11 protein-coding genes are annotated in these 13,460 nt (G+C 72.3%); 3 read left to right on the forward strand and 8 right to left on the reverse strand.

Features of this window, described 5'->3' with window-relative positions:
* Nucleotides 1–42 precede the first annotated feature (42 nt).
* Nucleotides 43–2,151 (reverse strand): alpha-galactosidase, encoded by a 2,109-nt coding sequence (locus tag ACRQ4C_RS12815; RefSeq protein ID WP_439688883.1) that lies wholly within the window; start codon nucleotides 2,149–2,151, stop codon nucleotides 43–45.
* A 124-nt stretch (nucleotides 2,152–2,275) separates the two neighbouring features.
* Nucleotides 2,276–3,259, reverse strand: coding sequence for a magnesium and cobalt transport protein CorA (locus ACRQ4C_RS12820; RefSeq protein WP_290131097.1), 984 nt, complete (start codon nucleotides 3,257–3,259; stop codon nucleotides 2,276–2,278).
* A gap of 79 nt (nucleotides 3,260–3,338) precedes the next feature.
* Here ACRQ4C_RS12820 and ACRQ4C_RS12825 point away from each other — a divergent pair, with 79 nt between their 5' ends.
* Nucleotides 3,339–4,139 carry a tryptophan-rich sensory protein gene (locus ACRQ4C_RS12825; RefSeq protein ID WP_439688884.1) on the forward strand — a complete coding sequence of 267 codons (801 nt, stop codon included), beginning with the start codon at nucleotides 3,339–3,341 and terminating at the stop codon, nucleotides 4,137–4,139.
* Between the two features lie 220 nt (nucleotides 4,140–4,359).
* On the opposite strand, the gene ald is transcribed toward ACRQ4C_RS12825, so the two are convergent.
* From ald to ACRQ4C_RS12845, 4 genes are all read right to left on the reverse strand, one after another.
* Nucleotides 4,360–5,460 (reverse strand): alanine dehydrogenase, encoded by a 1,101-nt coding sequence (ald, locus tag ACRQ4C_RS12830; RefSeq protein WP_439688885.1) that lies wholly within the window; start codon nucleotides 5,458–5,460, stop codon nucleotides 4,360–4,362.
* A 120-nt stretch (nucleotides 5,461–5,580) separates the two neighbouring features.
* The gene (locus ACRQ4C_RS12835; protein WP_439688886.1) at nucleotides 5,581–6,981 is read right to left on the reverse strand and encodes an FAD-binding oxidoreductase; all 1,401 of its coding nucleotides are present in this window, start codon (nucleotides 6,979–6,981) and stop codon (nucleotides 5,581–5,583) included.
* Nucleotides 6,982–7,009: 28 nt separating this feature from the next.
* Nucleotides 7,010–7,993, reverse strand: coding sequence for a helix-turn-helix transcriptional regulator (locus ACRQ4C_RS12840; protein ID WP_439688887.1), 984 nt, complete (start codon nucleotides 7,991–7,993; stop codon nucleotides 7,010–7,012).
* A gap of 73 nt (nucleotides 7,994–8,066) precedes the next feature.
* A complete protein-coding gene (locus tag ACRQ4C_RS12845) occupies nucleotides 8,067–9,029 on the reverse strand; it encodes a sugar-binding transcriptional regulator (RefSeq protein ID WP_290131092.1) in 963 nt (320 codons plus the stop codon).
* 189 nt (nucleotides 9,030–9,218) lie between these two features.
* Between ACRQ4C_RS12845 and ACRQ4C_RS12850 the strand changes: the two genes are divergently transcribed.
* Nucleotides 9,219–10,961 carry an FAD-dependent oxidoreductase gene (locus ACRQ4C_RS12850; protein ID WP_439688888.1) on the forward strand — a complete coding sequence of 581 codons (1,743 nt, stop codon included), beginning with the start codon at nucleotides 9,219–9,221 and terminating at the stop codon, nucleotides 10,959–10,961.
* 145 nt (nucleotides 10,962–11,106) lie between these two features.
* Here the strand turns inward: ACRQ4C_RS12850 and ACRQ4C_RS12855 are convergent, their stop codons facing one another.
* Together ACRQ4C_RS12855 and ykgO are read right to left on the reverse strand one after the other, a co-directional pair.
* Nucleotides 11,107–11,763 carry a histidine phosphatase family protein gene (locus ACRQ4C_RS12855; RefSeq protein ID WP_439688889.1) on the reverse strand — a complete coding sequence of 219 codons (657 nt, stop codon included), beginning with the start codon at nucleotides 11,761–11,763 and terminating at the stop codon, nucleotides 11,107–11,109.
* A 28-nt stretch (nucleotides 11,764–11,791) separates the two neighbouring features.
* Nucleotides 11,792–11,914, reverse strand: coding sequence for a type B 50S ribosomal protein L36 (gene ykgO / locus ACRQ4C_RS12860; RefSeq protein WP_022905672.1), 123 nt, complete (start codon nucleotides 11,912–11,914; stop codon nucleotides 11,792–11,794).
* 45 nt (nucleotides 11,915–11,959) lie between these two features.
* Here ykgO and ACRQ4C_RS12865 point away from each other — a divergent pair, with 45 nt between their 5' ends.
* Nucleotides 11,960–12,988, forward strand: a complete 1,029-nt coding sequence (locus tag ACRQ4C_RS12865; RefSeq protein WP_439688890.1) for a GTP-binding protein — start codon at nucleotides 11,960–11,962, stop codon at nucleotides 12,986–12,988.
* The last annotated feature ends 472 nt before the right edge of the window (nucleotides 12,989–13,460 follow it).

The following is a 13,460-nucleotide window of genomic DNA, read 5'->3' on the forward strand; positions in this document are numbered from 1 at the left end:
ACAGGGCGCGGGCCCTCCGCCGTGACGCCGGACGACGCGGGGTCAGACCGCTGTGACCCGGAACGGCACCACGGCATCGGCGGGCAGGTGTGGCGGCTGGACCCCGACCGTCGTGAGCACCCGGCCGGAGAACTCGCGGGAGCCCGACCACCACGCGGGTGCCTTCAGGCCGTGCAGCTCGCCGACGACGACGGGGTCGACCCGGTAGCGCGTCCCAGGGTCGAGGTCGCGGAAGCGCACCCGGCCGGTGTTCGACACGTCCGACCATCCGGTGCTCGCCAGGAAGAACACCGCGCTCCGCTGGTCGGGCGCGACGGTGCCGTACACGAGGCGCGTCGGCTCGACCTCGTCGACCCGCACCAGGTCCCCGCCGTGCAGGAGCGGCCGGAGCTCCTTGTAGAGCGCGGTCCACGCGGCGAGGTCGCGGAGCTCGTCGTCGGTCGCGCGGGCGAGGTCCCACTCGATGCCGAGGTGTCCGACGAGCGCGGTCCCGGCCCGGAAGGCGAGGTCGTGGTACCGGCCCGTCGTGTGGTTCGTGCCGCTCGCGACGTGCGCGCCGAGGAGCTCGGGCGGCAGGAGCTGCTGCGTCCAGCGGTGCATCCGCTGCCGTTCGGACGGGTCGATGCAGTCGGACACCCACACGCGGTCGGTGTGCTCGATGACACCGAGGTCGACGCGGGCGCCGCCGGACGAGCACGACTCGATCTCGAGCGCCGGGAAGCGTCCCTTGAGCGTCGCCATCAGCCGGTAGGTGGCGAGGGTCTGCTCGTGCACGGCTGCTCCGCCGCCGGGAAACCCCGCCTCGACGAGGTCGCGGTTGTGGTCCCACTTGACGTAGTCGACGCCGTACTCGCCGATGATCGCGGTCATCCGCTCGAGGACGTACGCGAAGGCCTCGGGGATCGCGAGGTCGAGCACCTGCTGGTCACGGGAACGCACGGGCAGGCGGCCGTCGGCCTGCATGATCCACTCGGGGTGCGCCCGCGCGAGGTCACTGTCCTCGTTCACCATCTCCGGTTCGAACCACAGGCCGAACTGCATGCCGAGCGCTCGGACCCGGTCGACGATCGGGCCGAGGCCGTCCGGCCAGACACCCTCGTCGACGTACCAGTCGCCGAGCCCGGCGTGGTCGTCCCGGCGGTGCCGGAACCAGCCGTCGTCGAGGACGTAGCGCTCGACACCGAGGGCCGCGGCGCGCTCGGCGAGGTCGGTGAGCCGGTCGAGGTCGTGGTCGAAGTAGACGGCCTCCCAGACGTTGATCGTCATCGGGCGCGGGGTCGACGGGTGCTGCGGACGACGACGCAGCCAGCGGTGGAAGCGTCGGGCCTGGTCGTCGAGGCCGTCCCCGTACGCGAACCACACCCACGGCGTCCGGTACGACTCCCCTGCCCGGAGCCGGACCTCGCCCGGCAGCATGAGCTCCCCGCCGCCGACGACCTGCCGCCCGGTCGAGAGCCGCTCGGCGAGGTGCCGGTGGTTGCCGCTCCAGCCGGTGTGCACGCCCCAGACCTCGCCGTGACCGAACCCGAACCCGGGCTCCCCGACCGAGAGCACCGTCGCGGCGTCCGGCCCGGTGCGTCCCCGACGGTTGTCGCGCTCGTGCGTCCCGACGTGCAGGGTGCTCCGCTGCGGCGTCCGCTCGCCGCCCCACCGTCCGGCGAGGTCGAGGACCTCACGGGCGCGGTCCGGGATCGGGAGCGCGAGGTGCACGTCGTCGAGCGTGTAGGTGCCCTCCCCGGTGTTGGTCACCTCGGCGCGGGTGCGGACGAGCCCCGAGGAGGTCAGCTCGACCTCGAGCACGACCGCGAGCCCGGCGGTCTCGTCGCTCCCGCGCGCGACGACGGCGGAGTCGGTGACGTCGAGCGAGGACACCGTGAACGCCGGCGACCAGTCGCGTCCGTCGCGGTGCCCGGAGATGCCCGGTCGGCCGTTCCAGCCGCGGTGCGGCTCCGGCAGCACCGCGAGGCGCACCGGCACGTCGGCCTCGTTCGGCGCGACGACGGCGACGTCGGCGCCGGCCAGGGCGGCGAGGTCCTCCGCGGACACGTCGCCCAGAGCGGCGCCCCAGTGGACCACGGCTGGGAGCGCTCCCGGAGAACAGTCGAGGACGAGGGAGACACCCTCGGCGGTGAGGTGGACGACGTCGGTCATGCAACGACCTTGGCACACGCCCGAGGGCGACACGCGCGCGTGACGCGCGACCGGCCGTCGGACGGGAGGCCCGTGGCGGCGCCGCCACGGGCCTCCCGTCCGACGCATCGCGCGTCGCGAGCCGTCAGAACCAGCGTTTGACCTTGAACACCACGAAGAGGACCGCCGCGAACAGGATCATCGCGAGGATGGACAGCGGGTAGCCCCAGGTCCACTGCAGCTCGGGCATGTGGGTGAAGTTCATCCCGTAGATCGCCGCGATGAGCGTCGGCGCGAAGAGGATCGCCGCCCAGCCGGAGATGCGCTTCGTGTCGTCGTTCTGCTTCTGCGCCGCGAGCGTCGAGTCGACGGTCAGGGCGTTCTGCAGCAGCTGCCGGAAGGTGTCGAGGCGCTCCACCGTGCGGATCGCGTGGTCGAGGACGTCACGGAAGCGGCGCTGCATCTCGACGGGCAGGTGGTACTTCTCCGCGCCCCGGTGCAGGTTCTCGATCATGTACACGAGTGGCCGGGCGGCCCGCTGGAACGCGACCACCTCGCCGAACAGCTCGTAGATGCGCTTCGAGACCCCGGCGACGCCGGCGAAGAGCTGGTCCTCGATCTGGTTGATGTCCTCCTCGAGACCGTCGATCACCGGCAGGTAGCCGTCGACGATCGAGTCCATCAGCGCCCAGAGCTGCGCCTGCGGACCCGCCGTGACGAGGCCGGGCTTCCCGCTCATCCGCTGCAGGGCACGGGGGACGGCCTGCGGCCCGCGGGGGTCCGCGGGGACGACCGCGAGGAAGAAGTCCTCGCCGACGAAGGCGTGCACCTCGCCGAACTCGACCTCCTCCTTCGCGTCGTGGTAGACCGCGGGCTTCAGCACCACGAAGAGGGTCTTTCCGTAGCGCTCGAGCTTCGGTCGCTGGTGCCCCTCGGCGGAGTCCTCGACGGCGAGCTCGTGCAGGCCGAGGGCGACGGCCACGTCCCCGAGCTCCTCGGCGTCGGGCTGGTGGAGCACGATGCACGCACTCGCCCCCTGGTCCTCGAGCATCCGGAAGGTGTCGGGGAGCGACGGACACGCGATCGGCGCGATCTTGTCGACGTACACGGTGTTCAGCTCGACGCTCACGTCCCCCACCGTACGCAGGACGCGCAGGGTGTGGGCGCGTACCGTCCCGGTCATCAGCATGCTGACGAAGGGAGTGGACATGACTGGGACACGGACGTGGCGGATCGTCGTCATCGTGAGCGCGGTGATCGCGGTGGTCGGGTCGTTCATCGGGTCGGGAGCCGCGGGCGGCACCCCGATCCAGGACGCCGCGGGCGGAGCGCTCTCCGCGTCGTCGACGTCGATCGCGCCGGACGGGCCCGCGTTCGGCATCTGGTCGGTGATCTACCTCGGACTGATCGTGTACGCCGTGCGGCAGCTGTTCCGGACCGCCGACGACGAGCGGCACGCGCGACTGGCCCTGCCGGCGACGCTCTCACTCCTGCTCAACGCGGCGTGGATCCTGTCCGTGCAGTTCGGGTTCCTCTGGGCGAGCGAACCGATCATCGTCGCGCTGCTCGTGGTGCTCGTGTGGACGTTCACGATCCTGCGGCGCACCCGGCCGTCCGGCGTCGTCGAGGCGATCGTCACCGACGGCACGTTCGGGCTCTACCTCGGGTGGGTCTGCGTGGCCACGGCGGCGAACACCGCGGCGGTGCTCACGGCCGCGGGCTTCCGGGGCTTCGGGCTCGGGCAGGACGTCTGGGGCGTGCTCGTCGCGGCGGTGGCCGGGCTCGTCGGGGTCCTGCTCGCGGTGTGGGGTCGCGGGCGGCTCGCTCCGACGGTCTCGCTCTGCTGGGGGCTCGCGTGGGTGGCGGTCGGACGACTCGACGGGCCGCTCGTCTCGGTGCCGACGGCCGTGACGGCCGTGGTGGCCGTGGTCGTCGTCGTGCTCGTCACGCTCCTGGTCCGGACCCGCGCGGGGTGGGCGGCCCGCCGGCGGGCGGTCGCGGCCGCCTGACGGGCGCGACGAACGCGGCGGGCGTCCGCCGTGCCTCCCGGCCGGTGCGGTGCCGCCCACCCGGTGAACGCGAAAGCGACGAGGAGCGGCCGATCCGCGCTGTCGCTTTCGCGAGAGCGACAGTCTGCCCGGGCACGATGCCGGCGAACTGTCGCTTTCGCGAAAGCGACTTGTCGCCGCCCACCGCCGCCCGCGCCAGCGGCGTCAGCGCGCGGCGGCGTCAGCGCGCGGCGGCCACGAGGCCGTGCGCGGCGGCGACGGCCTCGTTCACGAGCTGCCCCGCGTGTACGTTCAACCCGAGCGCGAGCGCGGGGTCGTCCGCGAGCGCCTGCTCCCACCCGCGGTCGGCGATCGCGACGGCGTACGGCAGCGTCGCGTTCGTCAGCGAGATCGTCGACGTGCGCGGCACCGCACCGGGCATGTTCGCCACGCAGTAGTACACCGCGTCGTGGACGCGGAACGTCGGGTCGTCGTGCGTCGTCGGCCGGGAGCCCTCGAAGCAGCCGCCCTGGTCGATCGCGATGTCGACGAGCACCGACCCGGGCTGCATGTCGGCGACCATCGCGTCCGTCACGAGCTTCGGCGCCGAGGCCCCGGGGATGAGCACCGACCCGATCACGAGGTCGGCGGACGCCAGGGCCGACGCGATCGCGTGCGACGAGGACCGCAGGGTCGTGATGCGTCCGTCGAACCGGGCGTCGAGCGCACGGAGGCGGGGCAGGCTGATGTCGAAGACGGTGACCTCGGCGCCGAGGCCGAGCGCCATCGTCGCCGCGTGCTCCCCCGCGACACCGCCGCCGATCACGACGACGCGGCCCTTGGGCGCGCCCGGGACCCCGCCGAGCAGCAGCCCGCGCCCGCCGTTCGTCCGCATGAGGTGGTACGCGCCGACCTGCGCGGAGAGGCGCCCGGCGATCTCCGACATCGGGGACAGCAGCGGCAGCGAGCGATCGGGCAGCTGGACGGTCTCGTAGGCGATCGCCGTCGCACCCGACTCCATGAGCGCCGTCGTGAGCGGACGGTCGGCGGCGAGGTGCAGGTAGGTGAAGAGCACCTGCCCGGGTCGGATCGACGCGTACTCGGACGCGACCGGCTCCTTCACCTTGAGGATCATCTCGGCGCGGCCCCAGACCTCGGCAGCGGTGTCGACGATCGTCGCGCCGGCTGCGGCGTACTCGTCGTCCGGGAACGCGGACCCGACGCCCGCCCCGGCCTGCACGAGGACCTCGTGGCCGTGCAGCGTCAGCTCGGCGACACCTGCGGGGGTGGCGGCGACGCGGTACTCGTTGTTCTTGACTTCGGTGGGGACGCCGATCAGCATCACGGACTCCTTCGTGGGCGGTGCTCGTTCGACACCCACGATGCGCCGCGGTTCGTTACGAAGAGGTTTCTGCCGAACTTCTGCGCACGAACCAGCCCGGACGTGTCACGGGATTCGGCGTCAGAACACCTTGCCCGGGTTGAGGATGCCCTTCGGGTCGAACACCCGGCGGATCCCGCGCTGGAGCTCGAGGACGTCCGTGCCGACCTCGTCGCCGAGGTGGTGCCGCTTCAGGACCCCCACCCCGTGCTCCCCGGTGAGCGTGCCGCCGAGTTCGATCGCCGCCCGGAAGAGCGCGTCGGCGGCGTCCCACACCTTCTGCGGCACGACCTCGCCGTCGAACACGAAGTTCGGGTGCAGGTTGCCGTCTCCGGCGTGGGCGCAGGTCGGGATCGGTAGGTCGAACTCGCGGCCGATCGCCTCGACCCGGTCGAACATCTCGGCGAGGCGGCTGCGCGGCACGGCGACGTCCTCGATGAGCACCCGCCCGCGCGCGGCCATCGCCGCGTGGAACGAGCGGCGGATCGTGAGCAGTCGGTCGCGTTCAGCGGCCGACCCGGCCAGGCGGACGGTCCCGCCCTCGGCCTGGAGGCGCGGCACGGCTCCCAGCGCGTCCCGCGTCGCGTCCGGGCCGTCGTACTCCACGAGGAGGAACACCCCGCCCTCCTGGCCGCTCCCCACGGTCTCCGCCACCACGCTCGGCCCGAGGTGGTCGGCGATGTAGCCGAGCGACGAGGCGTCGAGGAGCTCGACGGTCGAGGGCCGGGCGGCACCGTCCGCGGACGCCGCGACGATCGCCGCCGACGCCGCTGCCGCCCGGTGCACCGTCGGGAAGACCGCGCCGAGCGTGGCGGGCTCGCCGGCCGGGACCGGCACGAGCCGGACGGTGGCGGCGACGATGACCCCGAGGGTGCCCTCCGAGCCGACCAGGAGCGACGTGAGGTCGAGGCCGGTCACCCCCTTGACCGTGCGGTGGCCCGTCGAGACGAGCCGGCCGTCGGCGAGGACCACGTCGAGTCCGAGCACGGCTTCGCGCGTGACGCCGTACTTCACGCAGCGCAGGCCCCCGGCGTTCGTCGCGATGTTGCCGCCGACGCTCGCGATCGCCGCACTCGCGGGATCGGGCGCGAAGCGGAGTCCGTGGTGCGCGACGGCCTCGTTCAAGGCGCCGTTCAGCACGCCCGGCTCGACGACCGCGAGCTCGTCCTCCGGCGAGACCTCGAGGATGCGGTCCATCCGCGCGACGCTGAGCACGACCGAGCCGTCGGTCCCGTTCGCGCCGCCGGCCAGACCGGTGCCGGCACCGCGCGGGACGACCGGGACTCCGAGCGCCGAGCACGTCCGGAGCGTGGCCTGCACGTGCTCGACGGAGCGGGCCTCGACCACGACGAGCGGTGCCCCGTCCGCGACCCAGCCGGACCCGTCGGTGCGGGATGCGTCGACCACGGCGTCGTCGGTGCGGACGAGCCCACCGTGCGGGTCGGCGAGGGCGGTGCGGAGGGCGGCGACGACGGAGTCCATGCCCCGCACGCTACCGGGGACGGTCGGGTCAGCCGGCTCGGAGCGACTCACTGGGCAACTCGCCGAACCGCGACCGGTAGGACGCCGAGAACCGACCGAGGTGGCCGAAGCCCCAGTTGCGGGCGATCTCGGCGACGGTGGTGCCGTCCGGGGCCCCGCGGAGCAGGTCGGTCCGTGCGCCGTCGAGTCGGGCGGCGCGCAGCACGTCGCCCGGCGTCTGCCCGAGGTTGCGCTTGAGCGACTGCTGCAGACCGCGGGGGCTGAGCCCCGAGGCCGCGGCGATCTCGGGCGTCCCGATCGGCTCGCGCGCGTGGTCGTGCACGAACTCGAGCGCCCGCCGGAGCCGGTCGTGCTCGGGCCCCGTCCCGGTGACGACGGCCCGGAAGCGGCTGCGCTCGGGGAACGCGGCGACCGCGGCCCGGACGAACGCCTCGGCGATGTCGCGCTGCTCGACCGGCCCGACGTCGTTGCCCACGTCGAGCCACCGCGACGAGTGCGCCCGGACGGTGTCCTGCCAGATGCGTCGCCCCTCGGCCGTGGGACGCCGCAGCGGCTCGAACGCGAAGTCGTCGTCGCCGACCACGGACCGGACGAAGTCGCGGTCGAGGTGGACGAGGTTGAGCGCGATGTCGCGGTGGTGCAGCAGGTAGGGCGACCCGAACGGCAGGACGATCGGCACGCCGGCTTCGAGGTCGACCGACTCGCCACCGAAGGTGATCGTGCTCGACCCCGAACGCATCCAGGCGACGAGGAAGGCGTCGTCGGTCATGCTCTCGGTCTGGAGGTCCACGCCGAGCCGTGACGAACGGAGCGACATCCGGTCGTCGCCGACGCCCGCGAAGTCCCACGGGGTCTGCTGGTGCGTCCGCCGGACCCGGGGCGCGCGGAAGTCGTAGCCGTCGCCGAAGAAGGCCATCGCCTCGTCGACGTCGTGACCGATGAGCCGCCGGAAGGACCGGGGCACGACCGAGGACGCCGTCTGCGACGGGGTGGTCTCGCTCCTGGGCACCATGACACCGAACCTACGGGGCACCACCGACACCGCCCCGCGCGATGCGGACAAACGGCTGGTCACCGCGGCGGTGTCACGGCTGCAGGATGGCCTGCCCGATGCTCTCGTCGATGATGAGGTCCGTCACGAGGCCCGCCGCCAGGGCGCCACGGAGCGAGGCGGCCTTCGACCGACCGGCCACGACGCACACCCGCCGCGGCGCGTGCTTGATCGTGTCGAGGTCCGGTCCGCCGGCCCGCGCGTTGACGCCGATGTCCTTCCACGAGCCGTCCGCCCGGTAGAACACGGTCGAGACGTCGCCGACGACCTTGGCGCGCACGAGCTCCTGTTGGTCCGCCGGGTCGAGGTAGCCGCCGGAGTACACGTGCGACGGCACCGGGGCCTGCGGCGCACCGACGCCGAAGACGACGAGGTCCATGCGCTCGTGCAGGTCGAGCACGCGGCGGATCGACCGCTCCTTGAACAGCATCTCCTTCGTCGCGGGGTCGTCGAAGAACGCCGGCACCGGGAACTGCTGCACGAAGGCGCCGTACGCCTCCCCGAACCTGCGGAGGATCTCGGACGCGTAGACGATGCCCGTCGTGCGGGTGTTCGCGGCGCCGTTCACCTGCACGATCGTCGACCCGTGCGTCGTCTTCGGCACGAGGTACCGGCTGACCGCGCTCACCGTCGAACCCCACGAGATGCCGATGACCATGTTCGAGTCGATGTACTGCGTGAGGATCCGGGCGGCGGACAGCGCGACCCGCTCCAGACGGTCGACGTCGCTCGTGTGGTCGGGCACCGGGACGACGTGCGCGTGCACCCCGAAGCGGGACCGGATCGACCGACTGAGCGCGGCCGCCTGGTCGAGGGGCGACCGGATCTGGATGTCCACCAGACCGGTGTCCCGCGCGTACTTCAGCAGCCGCGACACCGACGACCGGGACGTCCCGAGCTCGTCCGCGATGGCGTCCATCGTGAGGTCCTGCAGGTAGTACAGGTGCGCGGCGCGCAGCGCCTGCTGGGTGCGCACGGGCTGGGCGGCATCGCTCATGGTGCTCCGATCTGTTGCACCGCAACCATGCACGGACGTGCACGGCCTCTGCAACCCCTGTCGCGCCTCCCGGCCGGGTCGGGAGCGACCACGACAGGTGTGCTGCACGTTCGTGCACGCAAGTTGCCCAGCCTCCCACCCAGGAGCACCATCGATCCCGAACCAACCGATCGACCAAGGAAGCGACACATGTCGAAGAAGACGCAGCCCCGGAACACGGTGAGCGCCCTCACGGAGCGCCCCAACGCCCAGGTCCTCATCGTCGGTGGTGGCATCAACGGCATCGCCACCTTCCGCGACCTCGCCCTGCAGGGTGTCGACGTCGCGCTCGTCGAGCGCGGCGACTACGCGAGCGGCGCCTCGGCCGCCTCGAGCCACATGATCCACGGCGGCATCCGCTACCTCGAGAACGGCGAGTTCCGCCTCGTCCGCGAGAGCGTGCAGGAGCGCAACGGCCTCATCCGCATCGCCCCGCACTACGTCAAGCCGCTGCAGACGACGATGCCGATCTTCTCGACGTTCTCCGGCATCATGAACGCCCCGCTGCGGATGCTCACGCACAAGCAGCGCTCGACGAAGGAGCGCGGCGCAGCGCTCATCAAGATCGGCATGACGATCTACGACTCGTTCTCGCGCGACGGCGGTTCGGTGCCGAAGCACCGCTTCCTCACGAAGAAGGCGGCCCTCGCGGACATGCCGGCGCTCAACAAGGACCTCAAGTACACGGGCACCTACTACGACGCCTCCGTGCACGAGCCGGAGCGCCTCGCGCTCGACGTCCTCAAGGACGGCCTCGCCGCGGGTACCGGGACGGGCTCGGCAGCGACGGCCCGCGCGGTCAACTACGTCGAGGCCGCCGGGACCCGCGACGGCGGCGTCCTGCTCCGCGACCGGGAGACCGGTTCGGAGTTCACCTTCACCGCCGACGTCGTGATCAACGCCTCCGGCCCCTGGACCGACCTCACCAACGAGGCGTTCGGCGGCGAGACGAAGTTCATGGGCGGCACGAAGGGCTCCCACATCGTCGTGCACAACGACGAGCTCCTCGAGGCCACCAAGGGCCGCGAGCTGTTCTTCGAGAACAACGACGGCCGCATCGTGCTCATCTACCCGCTCAAGGGCCGGGTCCTCATCGGCACGACCGACATCGACGCCGACCCGTCGCAGCCGGCCGTCTGCACCGAGGAGGAGGTCGACTACTTCTTCGGCCTCGTCAAGCACGTCTTCCCGCAGATCGAGCTCACCCGAGACCACATCGTGTACCGGTACTCGGGCATCCGCCCGCTCCCCCGCCACGAGGACACCGCCCCCGGCTTCGTGTCCCGCGACTACCGGATCGTCGACACCCCGATCGCCGGCCTGCCCTCGTCGACCGTGCTGTCGCTCGTCGGCGGCAAGTGGACGACGTTCCGTGCCCTCGCCGCGCACCTCTCCACCGAGGCCACGACCAAGCTCGGCGTCGCCCGGAAGGTCGACACCACCGGCATGCCGATCGGCGGCGGCAAGGACTTCCCGACCACCGACGCGCAGCGCGCCCTCTGGGTGAAGTCGCACCGTGACGGCCTCGACGCCGGCCTCGTCGAGGGCCTGCTCGAGCGTTACGGCACCCGCGCCGCTGAGGTCGTGGACGTCCTCACCGACGGCCCGGTCGAGCCGCTCGAGTCCGACCCGAAGCTCACCCGTGCGGAGGTCGCGTACTTCGCCGAGCACGAGCAGGCCGTGCACCTGGTCGACGTGGTGCTGCGTCGCACGAACCTCGCGTTCGTGGGCGGGGTCACGATCGACCTGCTCGACGAGCTCGCCGACGTCCTCGCCGACACCCTCGGCTGGACCGCGGAGGAGCGCGGCGACGAGGTGCAGCGCACGCTCGACGTGCTGCGTGAATCGCACGGCGTCATCGTGCCGCTGCACACGGCGGCGCAGCCCGCGTAGTCCACGCGACCACAGAACGGACTGGAGGCCCGGTACCAGCTGGTACCCCCTCCCTCGCAGGCTCGGTCGGCGCGCCCCGCGCAACGCTTCGCGTTGCCAACCAGCGGGGCGCGCCAGTCCGTCGTCGCGTCGCGCGGCGCGTCCGTCAGAAGCGCTCGCCCGTCGGGTCCTGCGCACTCCGGTCGATGAGGTCCTCGCCGCCGACGGGCTCGCCCTCCCAGTCGACCAGGCGCCAGCCGTCGTCGAACGAGCCCTCGAGCTCGACGATCCCGGTGTTCTCCAGGTGCCGCTTCGTGCCGAACTCGTCCGGCGTGTTCTGCGCGACCGCGCTCGCCCACGTCCGGATGGCGGCGCCGTGGCTGACCGCCGCCGCGACCTCGACCCCGGACGACTCGATCCGGCGGACCGCGTCCTCGTAGCGCGCGAAGAACTCGGTGCCGCTCTCCGCGCCGGGCATGCGGCTCTCGCGGTCGCCCTGCGACCATCCGTGCACGGTCGCGATGTAGGTCTGCACGGACACCTTGTCGCTCTTGCCCTGGGTGTCCCCGGCCTCGATCTCGCGGAGGCCGTCCAGCACCTCGGGCTCGAGGCCGAGCGCGGCGGCGAGCGGTGCCGCGGTCAGTTGCGTCCGGACCATCGTCGAGACGAAGAGCCGCTCGATGCCGCGGTCGGCGAGTGCCGCCGGGAGCGCCTCGGCCTGCTGCCGCCCGAGGTCGGTGAGTCCGGGGCCGGGCACCTCGGCGTCGAGGATGCCGTGCACGTTCGCGGGGGTCTGGCCGTGGCGGATGAGCAGCAGTCGCATGGTGCCACCCTACGGACGGGCGCCGGTGTCAGCCCTGCCGGGTGTTCCACCGCGGGTTCTGCTTGTTGATGACGTAGACGCGGCCCCGGCGGCGCACCACCTGCGAGCCGGGGATCTTCTTCAGTGCCTTGAGCGAGTTGCGGACCTTCATCGGGAGCCTCCTTGTTGGTAACGATTCTCATGTAGATTAACCCACATGCTCGTCGCCTCGATCACGCTCGTCTCCGCCCTCCACGTCGCCGACGCCGTCGACACGGCCGCGCGGATCGACACCGGACACCGGATGCACCTCGGCGGGGACGCCGTGTCGGTCGCGCGAGCGGTGGCGGAGCGCGCCGACCGTCTGGACCGGCTGTGTGGGCCGGACGCCGACCACGGACTCGTCGTCAGTCTCGCCCCCGGCACCGACGTCCGGGCCGTGGGGATGATGCTCGCGAACGCGGCACGCGCCGAGCACGGCGACGACCGGATCCTGCGACACGTCGTGTCCGTGCTGCGCGCCGACGACGTCGCGCGGCTGCTGTGGGGCGACGTCGACGACGCGTTCGTCGCCGCCGACCGGATCGCGTCGCTCGTCGAGTACGCCACGGTCGTCGTGCTCGACCGCATCGAGCCCCTGTCCGGACGTCGACGTCGTGCCCTGGTGTCGCTGCTCCACCGACTGGCCCCGAACGCCGTGGTGCTCGCCGGGCCGGCCGTCCGCGGGCCGCGCGACCTGCCGGTGTCGAACGGCGGTGCCGCGCGGTTCCTCGCGTCGGGCGCCGGGTGGATGCGAGGCCTGTCGGGAGCCGCCGACCACGGCCGGGACGAGCACGACGACCTCGTCACGCTCCGCTACCGGGAGCCGCTCCCGTTCCACCCGGGACGCCTGGCCACGACGATCGAGCAGGACCTCGCGCCGGGGGTGAACGGACGCGTGCTGCGCTCGAAGGGCTTCTTCCGGCTCGCCTCACGACCCGACCACGTCGGCTCGTGGTCGAGCCTCGGTGCGATGCTTGCGCTCGACCCGACGGCGAACGCCTCGTGGGACCCCGACGCGCCCATCGGACAGGCGATCTGGTTCGTCGGCGAACGGCTCGACGTCCCCGGGATCGAGCGGGCGCTCGACCGTGCGCTGCTGACGCCGTCAGAGCTCCTGGCAGGGCCGGACCTGTGGCGCACGTGGGCGGACCCGTTCCCGGTCTGGCCGGCGCTCGACCCGTCACACGGTCACCACGGCGACTGACCGGTCGCGTGCACGGCGGACGGCCCGCAGATCGCTGCGGCCGGTCAGTGCGGCCGACGGGGCGGGGCTTGTTCCGGCCGGGCCGGGCCGGGGTTTGTGCGGCCGGGGCGGGTGCGGCCGGGGTGGGCGCGGCCGGGGTGGGCGACCGCAGCTGCTGAACGACACCGCCGTCGTCGTGCGACAACGGTTCTGTCGCTTCCTCGGTCGCCCATCTGCCCGCGCCCGCAACGAACGACACCACGGTCGTCGCACGACAACGGTTCTGTCGCTTCCTCGGTCGCCCATCTGCCCGCGCCCGCAACGAACGACACCGCCGTCGTCGCACGACAACGGATCTGTCGCTTCCTCGATCGCCCATCTGCCCGCACCCGCAACGAACGACACCGCCGACGTCGCACGACAACGGTTCTGTCGTCCGACAGCGGCACCCGAGCGCGCACGACCGTCCGAAAGCGGCGCCCACCCGAGCACG

Source organism: Curtobacterium sp. SP.BCp, from assembly GCF_051903255.1.
Taxonomy (GTDB): Bacteria; Actinomycetota; Actinomycetes; order Actinomycetales; family Microbacteriaceae; genus Curtobacterium.